Here is a 19,193-nt window from a genome sequence, read left to right as displayed (position 1 = left end):
TTATTAGAGGAAGTAGATACTTCTCGCCCAGATGCGCCTGGGGTATCTCATTATGAAGCCTCAGAGAAGCAGTATCAAGCTGCTTTTGAAATTGCCTTTGTCAATCATCTAGAAATGGAAAGGTTCTTTGCCTCAAAAGAATATGCTGCTGCTGTTCAAAACCAGGCTAAGTATGTGCAGCGGTTTTTACCATTTCCAGAGCAAGCTGCTTACACTTTTGTTTACGATGGCAAGATGACACTGGCTGGTCAGCGGAGTTCTACAGTGGCAGAACTGATTACGAATATGGGTGCAACCAACCAATTGAGAGAGGATGTAGTTTCTCTGATGCTGGAACAAAAACTGATCTCTAACTCGAATGGTTTTGGCAATGGTTCCCAAAACGCTGCAAACACATTCATTAATAAAAGAACTAACTACTACAAAGATTTGTCAGCAGATTATTCTCGTCCGGGACTCGTAAGTGCTTATGTAGCAAGAAAACTCATAGAGGATGCCGAAAAGTTTGTAGCAATGAAAGAAAAGACATTGCCACAGATCAGTCCTTATTACACTCTTGAACAGATTGAACAAGAGAACAAAGAATGGTGGCCAACTCATTGTGAGGCATTAAGGCAGGGACGAGGCGATATTTTAACTGGTGAATATCGTGATGATTTGGTTTATTTTTGCCAAGATGGCCCCTATCAAGGCGTAGAACAACAAAAAGAGCGCGAACAACATTGGTGGGCATTAATTGCTCAACCAGGTGTAACTATGTGTTGGCCAATTGTTATGTTTCATGGTGAAGTTACTTTTTTTGAATGGAAGTGTGTGGATGATGAAACCAATGAAACACTTGCTAAAGGAAATGTCACTTGGATTCGCCGCGGTCATAGAGGCGGATGTTACCTTAAAACTGAGCAATTAACTTTCTATCGTGATGTTTTTGTTTCCAGTGGATTGTTAAAGTTAATCACGACAGCCTAATATCATGTTGAATTTTGAAAGGCTCTATAAAAGAGCTTTTCTCTAAATTCGTTAACTCATATCTATTCAAAGCCTTAAGAAAAGTAGTCAAGTTTTGAAGAGAGATTCTTTATAACTTTAGAGTACCTCCACAGATGGAAGAGAAGGCTATTCCTGTGGCAGAAGTTTTCCACTAACGTCAGTAGTTACCTTTGTGATCAGAAGTAAATACAGATTGAGCCGAGGGCAAATCTCCAATAGTGAATCGGTGAAAGTTTCCGAAACGAAGCAATTTCACGAATCCACCAAAGACAGGCTTGATTGGGAATCATCATTGTTCAAAAGTTTCAAACAGAGCAATATCAATGCATATGCTGAATCACACAAAGGGTTTCAAAACGATTATTGGTAGCTTTCTTGGAGTTGCTGCTTTCATTAGTCTTCCAGGATTAGCACAAGCTAACTTGAATAGTGTTAATAACACTTCCAACCAGTACATTTTGGCTCAGAATACCTCTACGCCGGGTTCGCCGACTTCTCCTGGAACTTCTACACCTAACCCGAGCTCTACGGATTCTAATACTTCAGTAACCACACTTGATACAGATTTCATGACTAAAGCAGCGCAAAGCGACTTGACTGAGATTCAAACAAGTCAGCTAGCACTACGAAAGTCACGAAACAAAGCTGTTCGTAGCTATGCACGGCAAATGATTCAACACCATACAGCTTCCAGCAAAAAACTAGCTGCGATCGCCAAAGCTAAGAATTTCACTTTACCGAAAGATATTGGACCAGATAATAAAGCCTTGTTGACAAAGCTGCAAAGCCTTTCGGGTAACAATTTCAACCAAGCTTATATGCAAGGACAGACTCTAGCTCATCAAAAAACTTTGGCTGAGTACCAGAGATATCTCCAACAGGGACAAGATCAAGATCTCATCGGCTTTGCAAATCAAATTTCACCCCTTGTCGCTCAACACTTACAGATGGCTCAGAAGATGACAGCCAGACCTTAATTCTCACTACAGTTGTAGATTTCATAGCTAGTTTGCCGTTATGTCTAGAAAAATCATTCTTGGGTTGATTTGGTTAGGATTTGTCGCTTACACCATCTGGTTAGCTCCGCTAGATCAACCGGATACATGGTCGATAGCGTGGAAACTATTAACCTTCCAATTGGCAGAACTCAACGCTATCATTCCAGCGATTTTCTGGCTAATGGGCATCTGGCCTATGATCTACGCTTGTTTAATGTTTGCTGATGGCAGAATGCAAAACTTTCGTGCTTGGCCCTATTTTATTGGGTCAAATTTTACGGGAGTTATTTGCCTTTTGCCTTATTTAATCTCTCGTAAATCCAATCAAGAGTTCTCTGGGCCAATAGATAAGTGGCTTTCAATTCTAGAACAACGTAAAACAGGAGTTTACCTCTTAGTCATTACCATTGGACTGTTGGCTTATGCAGGAATTGCCGGAAACTGGCAAGACTATATTCAGCAGTTTTTTTCTAGGCCTTTTGTTCATCTGATCAGTCTCGATTTTTGTTTGATGTGCCTTGTATTTCCACTGAGTTCATTATTTGATGATGACATGGCACGTCGAGGCATCAAGGACGCCCGGATTTTTTGGAGTGTTGCCCTTGTCCCTTTATTTGGCCCATTAATCTATCTGTGTTTGCGCCCGTCTTTACTAGAAGCTGGTCTAAAAGAATTTAACGCTACAGTAACTTCTGCTTATTAAGTGGATTTTCTGCCTATTCTACAGTTCAGAGTTTAAAAGGCGATCGCCCTGACAATCTATCTATAAAAAAGCAGCCCTCACTATAACAGTAAGGGCTTTTCTTTTGGGAGTTGCTCAATTACGCGATCGCTTGATGCTCATCAAAACACTTCAGCAATTAATATCTTGTTGAGCTGGAACCTGTTCCTGTGGGTTGATTAGGATCTGGATAAGCGCGGTGCTTTTCTTTATTACGAGCTAAACCTGCTAAACCTGCTAGACCTAGTAATCCTAGCCAACCCCAGTCAAAACCGCGATCGCTCCTCACATCGCTGGTTCCTCGCACAGAAGAGTTCCCTGTAGTACCAGTGCCTGTGCTATCAGTACCTGTAGTTGTGTCAGTACCAGTAGTACCAGTACCTGTAGTGTTAGTACCTGTGCCTGTGGTTGTGTCAGCGCCCGTAGTACCTGTGCTAGTACCAGTACCTGAGGTGCCACTGCCAGTGCTGCTACCTAAGCCTGTAGTACCTGTTGTACCTGTGCTAGTACCAGTACCTGTAGTGTTAGTACCTGTGCCTGTGGTTGTGTCAGCGCCCGTAGTACCTGTGCTAGTACCAGTACCTGAGGTGCCACTACCAGTACTGCTGCCTAAGCCTGTAGTACCTGTTGTACCTGTGCTAGTACCAGTACCTGAGGTGCCACTACCAGTACTGCTACCTAAGCCTCTAGTACCTGTTGTACCTGTGCTGCTACCTAAGCCTGTAGTACCTGTTGTACCTGTGCTGCTACCAGTACCTGAGGTACCACTACCAGTGCTGCTACCTAAGCCTGTGGTACCTGTTGTACCTGTGCTACCTGTGCTGCTACCTGATGAACTACCACCAGAAGAACCGGTTTGGGCAGAAACAGACATAGATAAGGGCACAGCACCAAAACTTAAAGCAAAGATACCAGCCAAAACAAATTTAGATAAATTCAAAGGCCTCATGATGATTATCCTTATATGGTCTAGATTTCTGTGTTTGATAGATTGTCAAGAACGCCGTTATCGGCTCAATCTGCTACTAAATTCAGCCTTTTTAGGCACGACACATTAAGGACCCTGCCAAATAATGACAAAAGGTCTGAAAACATTGGAATAAATGAGATTAAGAGAAAGCGTAGTCAGTTTTCAGCAATATTTAGATAACATGAAGATTCGCGCTAGGTTCATAAGTATCTTAATTTTCTGAAAAAAAGTTCTGCTTTTAGTATGAGCTTGGTAATTGACTGATAGCGTCAGCATTATAGAGTCACTATTTCTGTACCCTCGTAAAAACCCCCACGACGGTTTACTATGCGTCGAGGTAACTTTGACTAAGAATAACTTCTACTGTTTTTCTCAACGTCTACCATAGGAGGAAAATCACTTCTATCAAAAGTATTAGCCTTCTCTCGATATCAAATTCTCTATCCGTCTGACATAACTTTTCTTTAGCATCTTGAATGTTTATGATTATTAGCAGTACAGTTGTTCATACAACTGTCGACATTGCTTGGGGCTAATTTATAAAGCCATCAATTTCAGTTAATCGTTTAATCCCAAAAGCTTTGGTCAAGGGATTAATAGTTTAGTTAGCTTTTTGTATTGGCTAGCATAAATTGAATCACTAAAAAAAGCTAATTTTATTTCCTTAAAAAATTATATTTTCTTCTAAATACCTTTTAAATTATATCTTTCGGTAGATATTAATTTAAGAGAAATCTGATTTCCAAAGTTTCTATTTTAATAGGCAAATCTCTCACTTAAGATACTCATCTTTAATATTTCAAAATTTATTAACATACCACTATGACCATAGTTAAAAGAAATAGTCTGCATCAATCAGTAATATCTCCAGAGAACCTAGCTCAGAAGCGTCTTGCCGCAGAGCGAATGCAAGATGTTAACCTTTTACTACAAAATTTAGCTAATAGTGAAGAAGCGACTATTAAGCTTATTATCGATTGTCTATATGATATTGGCTCGGTTAACTTAATCAACCGCAGGCTACGCTTGCGCCCTTTAAACCGGACAATGAAACTAATTGCCAAAATGTCTAAGCCTGTATTTAGACTTATTGCATGGCATTGGTTTCAAAAAAATTGTCCTCAATTAATTACTAAGTGGCTGGAAACAAAGATTGCTTTTGAAGATCCAACAGATTTACCTCAAAAAGTCGCGGTGGAAGTTTCAGAAGTAAAACCATATTCCCAGTTAGAAGTTGATAACATGAGCCAAGAAATTAAATATTTGCGTCAGCAAGTAAGACGGCTAGCTGGGGTTTCGATAGCTGCGCTTTCTGCATTAGGCGTCACAGTCACAGTACTCAACCGAACCCCAGATGCACCATTACAAAGTACACAGCAAATTCAATCGAACATTCATCCTTAGTATTATCTAAGTTATTAATAAAACGTAGGAACATTTTGCCTTTGCTTAAAAAAGCAATATTTGGCAATCAGGCGAGAGGGGTCTACCCTATTTCACCTCTATTACTTTTGGTTTAGGATTTGCACCACTTTAGAAAAGCGATCGCTCCCTACTCCCTATTAAGCTAAAGTTGCAAATAAGCGTGGATTTAGCTTAAGCCAGGAGAAAAGAGTTATGAAAGCAGTCTTAATGACAGCAGCAGGTAGCCCTGAGGTACTACAACTACAGGAAATCACAAACCCTGCTGTTCCTGTAGGAAATACTGAACTTTTAGTACGCTTGGTAGCAGCTGGTCTAAATCCCATTGATACAAAACTTCGTCAACGTGGTACTTTCTACCCGGAACAGATGCCTGCCATTCTCGGATGTGATGGTGCAGGTGTAGTTGAAGCGGTAGGTGCTGGAGTGCAGCGCTTTCGTCCAGGCGATGCGGTATATTTTTGCTATGGTGGCTTAGGCGCACATCAAGGGAATTATGCTGAATATACCGTTGTTGATGAGCGTTTTGTTGCGCATAAACCCGCTTCCGTGTCTTTTGCGGAAGCCGCAGCCGCGCCTTTAGTACTGATCACTGCTTGGGAAGCTTTATACGAACGAGGACGACTCGAACCTAAAGAAAACGTTTTAATTCATGCGGGTGCTGGTGGAGTAGGCCATGTAGCAATTCAACTAGCAAAACTTAAAGGTGCTAATGTCGCCACTACCATTGGTTCTGAGGATAAAGCTAACTTCGTTAAACAACTGGGTGCTGATGAGGTAATTTTTTACAAACAAACTGACTTTGTACAAGCCGCTTTAGATTGGACTGGTGGTGAAGGTGTAGATTTGGCATTTGACACAGTAGGTGGAGATACCTTTGCCAAAACTTTCCCAGCCGTGCGGATATATGGTGATATTGTGACGATTCTCGAACCAAGTGCTAATACTGTTTGGAAAACTGCCAGAAACCGCAATCTCCGCATTGGTTTGGAATTGATGTTGACACCAATGTTGGAAGGAATAGTGGAGGGGCTTCAGCACCACGCCGAAATTCTCGAACAGTGTGCCACTTGGATCGATCAAGGTAAGTTAAAAATCCATGTTAGTCACAAATTTCCTTTAGAAGAAGCAGCTAAAGCACACCAATTACTTGAAAGTGGGTCTATCACAGGTAAAATTGTTCTGCTGATTAGCAATGAATAGTCAAGAAAAATTTGGGTAAATTATTTTTGAAACGCAAAGAGAAGTCTGAGCGGCGGCTTCCGCCGATCAGAACTTCGGTGGGATCGCAAAGGAAAGCGCAGAGGATCGCAGAGAAACTACTCTGTATACCTCTGCGTTTAACCTTTGCGATCCTCTGCGTTTTATTAATTATTTTTTTCTCCTTTACCCTACCAGCTTCGGCGGTACAAACATCTCTAGAACGCACGCCTCTAACTCTAGAACTCTTACAAGAACGAGTACGTACACCGATACTCCGCGAAGGCAATTTAACAATAGATTTGCGGCAGATGGTGATTGATTTACGCCCAGAAAATGCCAGCTTCCGCGATGCTTTTTACCAACTGCTGCGTAAAGAATTACAAAAAACAGGCGCCAAACCTTTGGGTTTAGACCTCAGCTATTCTTTAATTCAAGGGGATTTTCTGGGTAGCGATTTGGGTTTAAGAACTCCCCTCTACGGACAAGAAATTGCCCCGATTTTTACCCCAACTGAACAAGAACAACTAGAAAATTTGCGCCTCGTTTGTTTGCGATCGCTTGCAGTCACTTTACCCAATTCCAAAGACTGTCGATCGCTTTTAGGAACGCAATCAGCCGCATCCAGCGAAATTACCGTGTTTCGTGGTTCTTTGTCACTAGTACAAACTCGTTTTAATGGCGAAGTGTCGTTCCCCAATATCTTCTTTCTTCAATCTGTAGATGCGCAAGGTGCAACCTTTATCCAGCTAGCTAACTGGAATGAAACCAGATTCAGCCGTGTTGTCAGCTTTACTGGTGCTACTTTCCGACATCTAAGCAATTTTCAAGGAAGTATTTTTTTCAACAAAGCTAATTTTAAGCAAGCCCAATTTCAAGAAACTGCTGACTTTCAAAACAGCATTTTTGAAGATATAGCCAACTTCAATCAATCAAGTTTTAAGCAGTTGGCTAAATTTAATAGTGTGCAGTGGTTAGGTAATACTGATTTTTCTGATGTGCATTTTTTTAGTCAGGTACAGTTTACTAAAGCTAATTTCGCTCAGTTTCTCTTATTAACAGAAGCAACTTTTGACCAAGCTGTGATTTTTCGAGAAGCACAGTTCGATCAACCTGTGAGTTTGCGAGGTGCTAGCATTCTTAACCTTGCAGATTTCAGCGATGCAAAGTTTGCAAAAGAAGCTTTTTTAACTGTACCTGGTCTGAGTTTTAACTCTAACCAAGCAAAAATTTTAGGTAACTCTGGTGAGATTGGGAAAAAGTTTTGCGTTCCTACCCTACAAGGTAATCAAAACGTTTTGCGTAATTTAGGTCAAAATTTTCGTCAACAACAGCAAATAGCCGATGCGAATCAGTTAGAGTTCACCAAACAGCAATTGCGACTGATGGAGTTAAGCCAGCGTCTGGTGTCCACAAATATCAATACTGCTCGCCTAGAAAATTTGAAGAGATTGGGTTTTTCTGTAAATCAGGCGGAAGCGATCGCCCAGCGTCGTCAAATCAAACCATTTCGCAACAATAGCGAATTACTAACTTTGGCAGATATTGATTTAGAAACATACAGCCAATTGCGCGATCGCATCATTGTCAGCGAACCTCTTTCATTAGTTGGCTGGTTACTCCAAGCTTGGAATTGGTTGGCTTTGAGTGTACTGCTGCTACTTAGCGACTATGGTACAAATATTTGGTTAGTATTTGGCGTTGGCGGGGTTGCGATCGCTTTTTTTGGCTTGCTATTTTGGCTAGTCGATCGCTATCGTCGTCTGCGTCCCGTCCCAATTATTCCTACATACTACGAAACTATTTCTATATTAGTGAGTTTTAGCTGCTTACAATTCTTTAGCTTATTAGCCATCTTTAGGAGTGCAGAACAACCTTGGCTAACCCTAGGATGTCTTTTAATTATTATTGTCCCCGTACCGATAATTTTATTGATACGACTTTACCAGCAAGGTCGCTATCACGATTTATTAGATGTTTCTTACTTCACAGAAGACGGGACTATGCGTCAGTTACGATTACTGATTGGACGCTTACCAGTGATCCCCAGAAATCCCACCTTTCGCGAACGATATATGCCTTTGTTGTGGACTCGTCACTGGAACTGGCTCAACTACTATGACTTTAGCCTGAATAACTTAGTAAGATTAGGATTTAACGATATTCGGATGCGAGATGAGCATCTACCTAGTATTATCGCTACACTTGGCTGGTATGAGTGGAGTCTGGGTTTACTTTACATTACCTTAGTTTTGTGGACTCTCTCCCGTACTATTCCCGGATTGAACTTGTTGATCTATCTCAAGTAACACGGTTGTCAATGTTGAATGTTACAATCAGTTTTACACGATAAACGTCTTGCAAAAGTCGAGTTTAATGGCAGCAAAAACACAGATAAATACAAATGCATATAGATAAATTATCTCTGTGTATCTGTGGTTAGAAGTACTATTAATCTAGATTTTTCCAAGAAGTTTAATATTTGAATTTTAAATTTTGCACAGTATTACTAGTAATACTGGCAAATTCCTCTATTGAACCTAGTGTTTTCCAAGTTTTAAATAGGCGAAGAATTATGGAGTCTAGCCTACTGTTAACAGCTGACGATCAGCCTATTTCGATTGAGCAAGCATTAAGATATCTAGATTCGGCTGGAAAACTTGAGTCTGTTATATGGGAAATAATGCGCCAACACGTTATAGAAAAAGAACTACAGGCATTAGAAGAGCTTGATATAAGCTCAGAACTGCTCGATCAAGTAATATTAGATTTTCGCTTAGAAAATGAACTTACTAACTACGAAAGCTTCCAAGAATGGCTCAATAATCAGGGTTTAGATTACGCTATATTCCGCAGAGAAATCGCTGCGAAACTCAAACTAGAAAAGTTGAAAGTTCAAGTTACAGAACCAAATATTCAAGAATATTTTATTGAACGGAAAATATTTCTGGATCGAGTTGTGCTCTCACGCTTAGTTGTAGAAGAGCAAGCACTAGCTGAAGAATTGAAAAGTCAAATTTTGGAAGATGACGTTAGATTTGAGCAGCTAGTTCAGGAATATTCTGTTGAAGATGACCGAGTTTTCAATGGGATGATGGGAGCAGTCAGTCGAGGTACAATGCCCGATCCACTCAGAGCATCTGTTGATTTAGCTAATCCTGGTGAGTTGATTGGACCACTAGAAATTAATGGACTTTGGTATTTAATTCGTGTGGAAAAATTTATCGAAGCTTCGTTAGAAGAACAATTGAAGCAAGAACTAGAAGATGAGCTTTTTGAGCAATGGTTAGAGGAAAAAATTCAAAATATTAAAGTCAGTCTTCAAGTGAAGTTCTAAGGTTAATCATGAACTTGCAAGTTAACTTGAAATGGGAAAGCTTACCACTGTGTTTGCTAACTCCTGAGCAGCAAATTCACTTAAGAAATCAAGCAGAAATTCATCGATATAAGACAGGGGAAGTAATTTGGTCTACTGATCAGCCAGGTAAGCAATTTTTACTTATTTCGGGGAATGTGCGTCTTAGAGAAGATGGCAAAGCCAAGTCATTAGCAACTTTAACCGCAGGCGATTGGTTTGGGGATTTACTAGAGCTGTCTGGAGAATTTAAAGCTGTGGCATCTAGTAAAGGTGTGGAAGTAGTTTGCTGGAATACAGGTCTTTGGCAGGAATTACCATCAGTAGAAATAAATCGATTTTGGATAGCTTTGCGATCGCGCTATCAGCCTCAAGACTCTAATTTACCCCAACCAGTACCGGGTTATCCGTTTATCTTGAGTCCGAAAACTGCTGCTGCTTGCTTAACAATGGCAGCGCATTACCTGCAAAATCCAATTCAACTAGAGTTAGTACAGCGTCAACTCCGGGGAGAACACCCTAACGATGTCATGGAAGCAGGCGAAAAGCTGGGACTGCAACTGCAACAGCTACAAGTTACCTGGAAAGACTTGCGCCAGCTATCCTTCCCCGCTTTACTGCGCTGGCAACAGCAAGATTGGATTGTTGTATATGGTGTTCGAGGTAATCGCGTAATTATTGCCAATCCTACCAATCTCAGTCAAACCTGCGAAAGCATTCCCCAAGCATTGCTTGCAGAACATTGGGATGGGCAACTTTGGCAAGTAGAACAAATTCAAAAGCAAGATAAATTTAACCTGACGTGGTTTTTGCCAGCAATTTGGCATCACCGTAAATTACTAGCAGAAGTGCTATTAATTTCTTTTGCCTTGCAATTATTAGGGTTAGCAACACCGATTATTACTCAGTTCATTATCGACAGAGTAATGGTCTACCAAAACCATAGCGCTTTGCATGTAATGGCGATCGCTCTTCTTGGTGTTGCTATCCTAGAAGCTATTTTGGGCATCTTACGGCTATTCATATTTAGCCATACTGCCAACCGCCTCGATCTAAGTTTATCGGCGCAGTTATTTCGGCAACTGATGCGCCTACCCTTAAATTATTTTGAGTCACGTCGGGTAGGAGATACCGTTGCTAGAGCACAAGAACTCGAAAATATTCGGCAATTTCTCACTGGTACAGCCTTAACTGTCATCCTCGACAGTATCTTTTCAGTAGTGTATTTAGCGCTGATGTTTTCTTATAATTTTACCCTTACTTGGGTTGCTTTAGCTGTAATTCCCCTATTTGCCCTTTTAACTTTGGTAGCAACACCAATACTGCGCCATTGGCTGAATGAAACTTTTAATCGTGGTGCCGATAGCCAATCTTTTTTAGTGGAAACAGTCACAGGAATTCATGCAGTAAAAGCTCATGCTGCGGAACGCACATCCCGCAGACGATGGGAAGGTTTATTTGCTCGCTATATCCGCACTAGTTTTAAAGCTGCCACTACTTCTAATATTGGCAGTAATATCGGCGATTTTCTCACCAATTTTTCTTACTTGATTATTCTCTGGTTTGGAGCCGGGCTGGTAATGGATCAAAAACTCACTATTGGTGCATTAGTGGCTTTTCAAATGCTGGCGTCTAGAGTCACAGATCCACTGCTGCGTTTAGTACAACTCTGGCAGGAATTTCAGCAAGTCTTGCTATCTGTGGATAGACTTGGGGATATTCTCAATGTTGCGCCAGAAGCGGAACCGGGATCTGGTTTAGTGTTACCATCGCTGCGTGGTCAAGTCAGCTTTGAGCAAGTGCTATTTCGCTACCAACCAGATCAAAAAGAAGCCGTTCTTAAAGGTATTACCTTCACTGTTCAACCAGGAATGTTTGTCGGAATTGTTGGACGCAGTGGCTCTGGTAAAAGTACTCTTTCTAAGCTGTTACAACGACTTTATCAACCAGAATCAGGCAGTATTATCATTGATGATTTTGATATTAAAACTGCTGATATTGGTTCTTTGCGGCAACAAATTAGCGTAGTCCTACAAGAAGATTTTCTCTTCAACGGAAGCATTTCTGAAAATATCACCTTAGGTAATCCAGATATTACAACCGAGCAAGTCATAACAGCTGCACGATTAGCAGTAGCCCACGATTTTATTTGTGAATTGCCTCAAGGATATGAAACCAACATAGGGGAGCGAGGTATCTCTCTATCTGGGGGGCAAAGACAACGTATTGCTTTAGCGCGTTTATTTCTTTCCCAAGCTCCAATTTTAATTTTGGACGAAGCTACAAGTGGTTTGGACAGCGAGACTGAGCAAAAAGTATTGCACAATTTACAAGAAGTTTCAGGCGATCGCACCGTTTTCATGATTGCCCACCGTTTTGCACCTTTAAAGCAAGCTGACTTAATTTTGGTATTAGAAAAAGGGGTCATTGTGGAAAAAGGCAATCACGAAGAGTTGGTACAAAAAAGAGGTGTTTACTGGGCTTTATATCAGCGGCAGCTTGCCAGTGTATGAAATATAAAAATTTGTAAATATTAAATTATTTATCGAAGTTTATTAGAAGCAACTAGAAGTTAAAATCGCAGATTTTTATGGTTGAAATAGCAATTTTTATGTATAGAGAGGTAAAGTTAAAATTTAAAACTAAAGACTTATACAAGAATCCGATTTGATGTTTGAAAAAATTCCCTACGCCTGAAGCTCAAGTGTAGGGTGGGCAATGCCCACCTAATAAGAGTAAGTTCACAAATCGAATAGGATTGCTATATTACTTAATTTCTAGCGTTATTCACAAGTTACAAGTCAACAACAGCAAGACTAAAATTCCATTGGATAACTATGCTTGATATTAGAGACAGCACTAAAAAATCTAGCGGCGGAATTATTTCAGAAAGTCCTCTTTCTTCAGCGTCCCACCGCGTAGCAAATCCCCTTTCTTCAGCACGTCCTTATGCTTCATCTCCTGCTGTTAGCTTGCGTAGAGGCGATACTCTATGGGAAGTTGCCGAGAAAAAACTTGGTGATGGCGATCGCTGGCGCGAACTCCGCAAAGCTGATGGTAGCCGATTTACTTCCCAAGAAGCTAAACGTCTCCCAGTAGGGACGCGAGTTTATCTTCCTGATGCTAAACCTGTTGTGGTAAGCTCTGAGCCATTTGCTAAAGGTATAACGTCGCGTAATAACTTCAATGCTGCCACTCCCTCAAAAGGGAAAGCCTGGACTAGCGTTTCACCCTCACTAGTTTCTAAAACATCTAAAGTATCTTCACAGTTGCTTACTCCTGAAGATGTCAGGCGAGATAAGTACTTAAATCCTTCCAATCCCCCAAACAAAAGCAGTCAATCGGAAAATTCATCCCCAACCTCAAATAATCAGCTAAACCTAATCAGCGGTGCTGCTAAAGGAATTTATCTAGGAAGAAATATCCCAGCCAACAGATTGTCGTCAAAAACCGTACCTACCGAAGCTAGCCGTGCTGCCAAACCACTTGTTTTAAGCGTTACTGATGAGAATGGCAAGCGTCTAATCAAGCCAGTCCCTTTAAGAAGGGTACGCTTTAGCCAGGGAGACATATCTCCACACTTGAGAGACAAAACACCATACAAGCAAGTGGTGGAAGGCATGAAAAAGCATGGATGGGATTATACCAAAGAGCCACCTGATATGGTGAAATTCGAGGGTAAAAAACTTACTATCGGAAAAATAAAAATTCCTATAGGCAGAGGGCATTACACTAGCCTTGATAATCGTCGAATTAGAGCTGCTAAAGACGCTGGTATCAAGAAAATTCCTGCAAGAGTGCACCATGAAAGTGACTCGATCCGGCATGATGTTCCTTCAAAACCCGGTTCCGCAGGCAAGGATGTTGCAAGTCGGTTTAAGCTCAAAAAAACAACGTTTAGCGAGCCAAAAACTGCAAAAACTCACAAGCCTGGTAATAAACCAAATAATTGGGGTGAAGCTGCAAAATTTCGTGCAGCAGATCAAAGAGCAAGAGGTTATCAAGATTTTCCTCTAAAGGGAAGAAAGAGCTTACCAGTATTTAAACCTGAATTACCAGAAACACGCACACAAACAAGCCGATTACCAAGGTTTAAAGGAAATTCTAGACTTACTAGTAGCGCAGTTGGAGCTACCAAATCTGTAGCAAAATCGGGAGCCACCAGCGCTGCACTTCGAGGAGCTAGTAGAATAGCCGCACCAGTTGCTGTGGGATTAGATGTATGGCAGCTGAAAAATGCCTATCAGAAAGATGGATTTGGTAAAGAATTCCGCAAAACAGCAGGTAGTGTTGCTGGGGGATGGGGAGGTGCAGCGGCGGGTGCTGCTATTGGTTCAGCTATTTTTCCTGGAGTTGGGACTGTTGTTGGAGGTGTTGTTGGTGGCATCGCCGGTAGTGCATGGGGTGATGACATAGAACAAGGAGCAGAGACGGTAGGGAAAGAAATAGTGGGAGGAGCGAAGAAAGTATGGAATAAACTTTTTGGGTAGCTCAATCTACCTTGTTTAAATGCCACTTCTTTTAAGATACAAGGGTGTGTTATGGACGTTAGCCCTAACACACCGCAAATCCTATAACAGTCCTGTTTCATTCGTGAAAAAACAAAGTATATTTGTACATCCTTCTTTCCTGTTGCTTGTTCCTTGCCTCAATGAGTAATTTCACAACTCCTACATGGATTGCTATAGTAGGTTGAGTTGAGGAACGAAACCCAACATTGATCGGGGTGTTGGGTCGAAGCATGAGATCTAACCTACTGGACTGACACAGCTAAATTTGTGCATTAGATTTATGGTTAAGAGGGCGCTAAAGCGCAACTACAAACATTATTACTTTTTAGAAAATACTTCATCAAATTTGTGTGTAATCGGGTCAAGCAACAAGCTCAAAATTGTCTTCTGGCGCATTACAATATCAGCCTCCGCAGTCATTCCAGGAGTTAACTGCTTATCTTGACCCCGCGCCCTGACTGAGAATTTATCTAGTTTAATTCTGGTGGGAAAAACTGGTTTGTTTAAATTCTTATCCTTAACCACTGGATAGGGACTTACATAAATCACTTTGCCATCAATCACACCAAATTCTTGATAATTAAAAGCATCTACTTTAACCTTTGCATTCATGCCTTCTTCAACAAATCCTCGATATTGGTTAGGCAGATCGAGTTCTAGCAAAGGTTCCTTTCCTGGTGGCAAAATTGACAATAATTCCTCACCAGATTGCACTATCCCCTGACCTTGGTTAACTTTGATGTTATAAACTCTGCCAGAAATTGGAGCTATAATAATTTGATTTTTCCGCTGCGCTTTAGCTTGGTCTAGTTGCCTTTCAACAGATTGTAATTCCTGACGACGCTGGCTAAGTACAGAAAGAGCACCAGTTTGATAATTTTGCTTGAGTTGCTGGATAATTTGCTGTTGAGCAGCAATACTTTTTCCTAAGTCTCTAACTTTGTCTTGAGCGTGTTCGTAATCTTGTCGTGGGATGGCTCCCACCAGTCTACGCAACCTATTTACGTCCCGTTGAGCAGCTTTAAGATGATCTCGCAGACGCAAAAGTTCAATCTCTGCCTCTTTAATCTTTGCATTCTGGCTTGCATCTGCTGCTGTGCTAGCACTCTCGATTTCTTGCTTGATTAATTGGGCTTGCTTGTTTAGCCTCTCAATATCAACTAGAGAAGATTCGGAGTCAAGTGCTACCAGGACATCACCCTTTTGTACAAGCTGACCTTCTTTGACATTATTGGGATTAACAAATTTAATTTTGCCACTACTAGGCGATCGCACTGCCTCCACTTCCTGCTCACCAGGAATCAACTTACCAGGAGCTACAGCTACTTCATCCACTTTACTCAATCCTGCCCAAGCGATCGCACCAAACACTGCCATACTTAAAACGACCCCTACCAATCTTGTATAAAGCGGTGGTAGTTCTTGTACTGCCTTACCTAATTCATAAGATAAGTAAGCATCTGGGTTCGCAAATTGCTCTCTAGTCTGCCGAGATTGAGCTGGAGAAGAACCTGAAAGTAGCTTCATATATCTATTTACATGAGCAGTCTACATATTTTTTACTATAGACCACAGGCATATTTCGGCTAGTTTCAAGTAAAATTATTCGTTTGCCAGACGCTGCGCGAACTAAAAGCCCTACCTATCTCAAGTAAATCTGTTGTAAATTGACAATTAATGCTGTTAATACCAGAAAAAATCAGTTAAAGGCAGGAAATCCCACCTCTAACCGAAATCAAAGCATTTTGTAACCAAATACCAACTTCAATATCACACATGGTTTTGACGTAGGTATTACAAAATCATGACAACGGTGCGGCCGTAGCAAAGCTGTCATTTGTCCTCAGCCAGTAATTTTATAGTTAAGATGTCGTGGCGTAGAGAAGCCGAATGTTGGACGAAACTCCAGGTACAGTCTTAATTACAGGCGCATCAACAGGAATTGGTGAGGCCTGTGCTTTGCTCTTAGATCAGTTAGGATTTTCTGTTTTTGCTGGCGTGCGTCAAGACGCCGATGCTGAAAAACTCAAACGCAAAGCTTCACAAAGACTCACCCCGATTTTCCTAGATGTGACTGATGCTGATGCGATCGCATTTGCAGTTGAGACAGTCACAAATGCAAATAATGGTAAGCTGGCAGGCTTAGTTAATAATGCTGGAATTGCCATCCCCGGCCCGTTAGAATTGCTACCAATTGCCGAATTTCAGCACCAGATACAAGTTAATCTCATCGGACAATTGGCAGTTACCCAAGGATTCTTAGGTTTATTGCGCCAAGGTCGGGGTCGAATTGTCAATATGGGTTCGATTTGTGGTAAAAGTGCTGTTCCGTTTTTGGGCGCTTACAATGCTTCAAAATTTGCCCTAGAAGGCCTCACTGATGTCATGCGTTTGGAGTTACGACCTTGGGGAATCTCAGTTTCAATTATTCAACCTGGTACAATTGCTACGCCAATTTGGGACAAATCTTTAACTCAAGCCGACATAGACAAGGAGAATCTTTCTGAATCCGCCCAAAATCTTTATGGTCACGCCATGAATGCAGTACGTAAACAAGTAGGAATTTTGGCGTCAAAAGGAATTTCTGCGGATATTGTTGCTCAGGCTGTTGTCCATGCACTCACCGCCAAACATCCCAAAACACGCTATCTCGTAGGACAAGACGCCAAAATTGCCGCCATACTCAAGCATCTTTTACCCGATAAACTGTATGACCGCGTGGTTTTATATTCAATGGGTTTGTAAATATTGCTAACTAACCTTTGCTTCCAAAGATTTGAGCAACTCCGTATTCACACCCGATTCACGTGTTAGCGCAATTTTACCAGTTCGGGCTATTTCCCTTAAACCAAATTTCTGTAGCACCTGAACAATTGCCACCAACTTACCAGGATCGCCGACTACTTCCAGCGTGAGAGAATCTTCTGCTACATCTACCACTCGCGCCCGGAAAATCTGAGATAATTCGATCACTTCGGAACGGTTGCTGCTAGTAGCATTCACCTTGAGGAGCATCAATTCTCGTTCTACGCAGGGAGTTTCAGTAATATCCTGCACCTTGAGAACATTGACTAATTTGTATAGTTGCTTAGTGAGTTGTTCGATCACGCGATCGTCACCAGGTACAACCATCGTAATCCGAGATACTCCTCCCTGCTCAGCTGGACCAACAGCAAGGCTCTCTATATTAAAACCGCGACGGGCAAATAAGCTAGAAATGCGGGACAGAACTCCCGCCTCATCTTCTACTAAAACTGAAAGGGTATGTTTCATCTTTGCCAACACAGGCTCAGGCAACATTTTACTAACAAAAATATTAGCTAATGGCTGCCCTACACGTACTGCCTACTAAGTTAATAAGTAAATCCGATCTTTCATTTTAAACTCAAGGCTGCACTCATTACACTCCTAGATAGAAGTTAAACTTCCCCACAAATCATCCTGCAAGTAGAAACCTGTGTGGGTGGATATCTTTTTACTGGCAGATGTGGACAATCTGTAAAAATTTTATCCTCAGATTGTACGAACCTTTTATAGGAGAAAAGATTTTATGGGTTGGCTAAAAAGGCTATTTGGATTAGAAAAACCGCAAAACGCAGAAGTAAATCCTACTCCCCAAGCAGTACCACAAGCTTCTAATGCTACCTTTGCTCCTGACACCACTGCCCCTTCTACTGCTACTCAATCTATTCCCCCAGAGCGTTTGGGTCTCAACGGAGAATACGATCAAAGTGGTTTGGCAAAACGTGTAGCATTAGCCTTCGACCAAGATGCCCAACTTGACGATGTTGATACCCTCTGGGTTGCTCAAACTGGTGGTACTGTAGTTCTTAAAGGTAAAGTTCCCAGCCAGGATATTCTCAATCGCATGGTTTCTGTGGCGCGTTCAGTTAATGGTGCCACAGGTGTTGAGACTAACCAAGTTACTATTGGCTAAGTATTAGTGCAACATTACTCGACGGTTTCAACTTGAAAAGTAACAAGTTGTTGGCTGTCGTCAAGGCAGTGATTAATCCAATCCAAAATAGCTTGGTTTACTTGCTCTGGACTTTCATCATGGGGACAATGCCCTACATCTTCTAAGTTAAGCAGTTGCAGTTTCTCATTGTATTGAGCAAATTGTTTAGCTAGTAACGGAGGAATAAATCGGTCTTTCTGTCCCCAAATTAAAAGCATCGGAATTGTTAAAGTTGGCAATACTGTCTTGACGCTGGGACTAAAGTTCACGCCCATAGCAGCTTTGAAAAGAGCACTAAAAGCACGGGCAGAACCTCGATCTTGAGGAGGCCCGGCTAAAATCTCTATAAGTTCATCGGTGATTGCTTCTGGATTAGCATAGGCAAGACTAGCCCACCGCCTTAGTACACCAGGTTGGCGGACTACATGAAAAACAGGTTTTAGTACAATTGGTGAAGCGACTAGCTTTTTAATTGTCGTGATAATCGGCATTAAAATTGGTCGCAGTAAAGCTGGGATCGCTTCTTGCTCCAATGCCGGATCGGGCAAACTCATCATTACTATACCTCGCACCATCTCAGGATGGGCGGCAGCAGCGGCTAAGGAAATGAGTGAACCACTAGAATTACCTACTAATATCACAGGTTGACGAATAAAGGCTTTCCAAAAGTCGTAAACTTGCTCTACCCATAATTCTATGCTGTAGTTAACCGAGGCTTTTTCGGAAGCGCCAAAGCCTAACATATCTAGGGCATAGACTGAGTGGTGTCCTGCCAACACTTCTAAGTTATGTCGCCAATGACCAATAGAAGCACCAAACCCATGTAGCAAAATTAACGGTATTGTCTTTTGTTGATTTTGAGCAGAGCGGATATAAGTATAGCGGGTTTGCCAGCCTCGCCAAATCCAATCTCTTTGATTACCAACTCGCTGTTGCCAGTGTACGCCAGTGGTCACATTTTCCTCCCATTCCTCAATATCGAAATCCTCTTAATTCCAATCTTAAGAGCTTCAGGACTTACGCAACTGGCACAGGCGATCGCTAAATTTCAGTACATATGTATTGCAT

Annotated in this window: 14 protein-coding genes and 1 pseudogene; 11 read left to right on the top strand and 4 right to left on the bottom strand. The window is 41.5% G+C overall.

Features of this window, described 5'->3' with window-relative positions; genetic code table 11:
- The 3 genes and pseudogenes from BV372_RS37985 to BV372_RS28850 form a co-directional block, all read left to right on the top strand.
- Positions 1-969 (top strand): annotated as a pseudogene (locus BV372_RS37985) (ethyl tert-butyl ether degradation protein EthD); the annotation flags it as partial.
- 350 nt (positions 970-1,319) lie between these two features.
- Complete coding sequence (locus BV372_RS28855) at positions 1,320-1,967, top strand: DUF4142 domain-containing protein (RefSeq protein WP_086690011.1); 648 nt, start codon at positions 1,320-1,322, stop codon at positions 1,965-1,967.
- A 40-nt stretch (positions 1,968-2,007) separates the two neighbouring features.
- Positions 2,008-2,691, top strand: a complete 684-nt coding sequence (locus tag BV372_RS28850; protein WP_086690008.1) for a DUF2834 domain-containing protein — start codon at positions 2,008-2,010, stop codon at positions 2,689-2,691.
- 157 nt (positions 2,692-2,848) lie between these two features.
- On the opposite strand, the gene BV372_RS38470 is transcribed toward BV372_RS28850, so the two are convergent.
- A complete protein-coding gene (locus BV372_RS38470; RefSeq protein ID WP_086690006.1) occupies positions 2,849-3,658 on the bottom strand; it encodes a WGxxGxxG-CTERM domain-containing protein in 810 nt (269 codons plus the stop codon).
- A gap of 843 nt (positions 3,659-4,501) precedes the next feature.
- Between BV372_RS38470 and BV372_RS28840 the strand changes: the two genes are divergently transcribed.
- The 6 genes from BV372_RS28840 to BV372_RS28815 all read left to right on the top strand — a co-directional run bounded on the left by BV372_RS28840 (position 4,502) and on the right by BV372_RS28815 (position 14,146).
- On the top strand, positions 4,502-5,083 hold the full coding sequence (locus BV372_RS28840; protein ID WP_086690004.1) for a hypothetical protein: 582 nt from the start codon (positions 4,502-4,504) through the stop codon (positions 5,081-5,083).
- A gap of 213 nt (positions 5,084-5,296) precedes the next feature.
- Positions 5,297-6,304, top strand: coding sequence for a zinc-dependent alcohol dehydrogenase family protein (locus BV372_RS28835; protein ID WP_086690002.1), 1,008 nt, complete (start codon positions 5,297-5,299; stop codon positions 6,302-6,304).
- Between the two features lie 308 nt (positions 6,305-6,612).
- Complete coding sequence (locus BV372_RS28830) at positions 6,613-8,610, top strand: pentapeptide repeat-containing protein (RefSeq protein WP_256973523.1); 1,998 nt, start codon at positions 6,613-6,615, stop codon at positions 8,608-8,610.
- Between the two features lie 266 nt (positions 8,611-8,876).
- The gene (locus BV372_RS28825; RefSeq protein WP_086690000.1) at positions 8,877-9,638 is read left to right on the top strand and encodes a peptidylprolyl isomerase; all 762 of its coding nucleotides are present in this window, start codon (positions 8,877-8,879) and stop codon (positions 9,636-9,638) included.
- 8 nt (positions 9,639-9,646) lie between these two features.
- On the top strand, positions 9,647-12,169 hold the full coding sequence (locus tag BV372_RS28820) for a peptidase domain-containing ABC transporter (RefSeq protein ID WP_086689998.1): 2,523 nt from the start codon (positions 9,647-9,649) through the stop codon (positions 12,167-12,169).
- Between the two features lie 324 nt (positions 12,170-12,493).
- On the top strand, positions 12,494-14,146 hold the full coding sequence (locus BV372_RS28815) for a ParB/Srx family N-terminal domain-containing protein (protein ID WP_086689996.1): 1,653 nt from the start codon (positions 12,494-12,496) through the stop codon (positions 14,144-14,146).
- Positions 14,147-14,485: 339 nt separating this feature from the next.
- Here the strand turns inward: BV372_RS28815 and BV372_RS28810 are convergent, their stop codons facing one another.
- Positions 14,486-15,694, bottom strand: coding sequence for an HlyD family efflux transporter periplasmic adaptor subunit (locus BV372_RS28810; protein WP_086689994.1), 1,209 nt, complete (start codon positions 15,692-15,694; stop codon positions 14,486-14,488).
- A 363-nt stretch (positions 15,695-16,057) separates the two neighbouring features.
- Between BV372_RS28810 and BV372_RS28805 the strand changes: the two genes are divergently transcribed.
- Positions 16,058-16,912 (top strand): SDR family oxidoreductase, encoded by an 855-nt coding sequence (locus BV372_RS28805; protein ID WP_086689992.1) that lies wholly within the window; start codon positions 16,058-16,060, stop codon positions 16,910-16,912.
- 6 nt (positions 16,913-16,918) lie between these two features.
- On the opposite strand, the gene ilvN is transcribed toward BV372_RS28805, so the two are convergent.
- Positions 16,919-17,440: an acetolactate synthase small subunit gene (gene ilvN, locus BV372_RS28800; protein ID WP_086690013.1), complete on the bottom strand. Its 522-nt coding sequence runs from the start codon at positions 17,438-17,440 to the stop codon at positions 16,919-16,921.
- Between the two features lie 277 nt (positions 17,441-17,717).
- Between ilvN and BV372_RS28795 the strand changes: the two genes are divergently transcribed.
- Positions 17,718-18,104 carry a BON domain-containing protein gene (locus tag BV372_RS28795; protein ID WP_086689990.1) on the top strand — a complete coding sequence of 129 codons (387 nt, stop codon included), beginning with the start codon at positions 17,718-17,720 and terminating at the stop codon, positions 18,102-18,104.
- A gap of 14 nt (positions 18,105-18,118) precedes the next feature.
- Here the strand turns inward: BV372_RS28795 and BV372_RS28790 are convergent, their stop codons facing one another.
- Complete coding sequence (locus BV372_RS28790) at positions 18,119-19,081, bottom strand: alpha/beta fold hydrolase (protein WP_086689988.1); 963 nt, start codon at positions 19,079-19,081, stop codon at positions 18,119-18,121.
- Between the last annotated feature and the right edge of the window lie 112 nt (positions 19,082-19,193).

The sequence above is a fragment of the Nostoc sp. T09 genome, from assembly GCF_002154695.1.
Taxonomy (GTDB): Bacteria; Cyanobacteriota; Cyanobacteriia; order Cyanobacteriales; family Nostocaceae; genus Aulosira.
Note: the sequence above shows the minus strand (reverse complement) of the source record. Positions and strands in the feature narration are given on the sequence as shown.

Excerpts from the sequence above, each read along its gene's own strand:
- BV372_RS28795 (WP_086689990.1), top strand. The coding sequence starts at position 17,718 with ATGGGTTGGCTAAAAAGGCTATTTGGATTAGAAAAACCGCAAAACGCA.
- BV372_RS28830 (WP_256973523.1), top strand. The coding sequence starts at position 6,613 with ATGGTGATTGATTTACGCCCAGAAAATGCCAGCTTCCGCGATGCTTTT.
- BV372_RS28820 (WP_086689998.1), top strand. The coding sequence starts at position 9,647 with ATGAACTTGCAAGTTAACTTGAAATGGGAAAGCTTACCACTGTGTTTG.
- BV372_RS28840 (WP_086690004.1), top strand. The coding sequence starts at position 4,502 with ATGACCATAGTTAAAAGAAATAGTCTGCATCAATCAGTAATATCTCCA.
- BV372_RS28855 (WP_086690011.1), top strand. The coding sequence starts at position 1,320 with ATGCTGAATCACACAAAGGGTTTCAAAACGATTATTGGTAGCTTTCTT.
- BV372_RS38470 (WP_086690006.1), bottom strand. The coding sequence starts at position 3,658 with ATGAGGCCTTTGAATTTATCTAAATTTGTTTTGGCTGGTATCTTTGCT.
- BV372_RS28810 (WP_086689994.1), bottom strand. The coding sequence starts at position 15,694 with ATGAAGCTACTTTCAGGTTCTTCTCCAGCTCAATCTCGGCAGACTAGA.
- BV372_RS28825 (WP_086690000.1), top strand. The coding sequence starts at position 8,877 with ATGGAGTCTAGCCTACTGTTAACAGCTGACGATCAGCCTATTTCGATT.
- BV372_RS28805 (WP_086689992.1), top strand. The coding sequence starts at position 16,058 with ATGTTGGACGAAACTCCAGGTACAGTCTTAATTACAGGCGCATCAACA.
- BV372_RS28850 (WP_086690008.1), top strand. The coding sequence starts at position 2,008 with ATGTCTAGAAAAATCATTCTTGGGTTGATTTGGTTAGGATTTGTCGCT.
- BV372_RS28835 (WP_086690002.1), top strand. The coding sequence starts at position 5,297 with ATGAAAGCAGTCTTAATGACAGCAGCAGGTAGCCCTGAGGTACTACAA.
- BV372_RS28815 (WP_086689996.1), top strand. The coding sequence starts at position 12,494 with ATGCTTGATATTAGAGACAGCACTAAAAAATCTAGCGGCGGAATTATT.
- ilvN (WP_086690013.1), bottom strand. The coding sequence starts at position 17,440 with ATGAAACATACCCTTTCAGTTTTAGTAGAAGATGAGGCGGGAGTTCTG.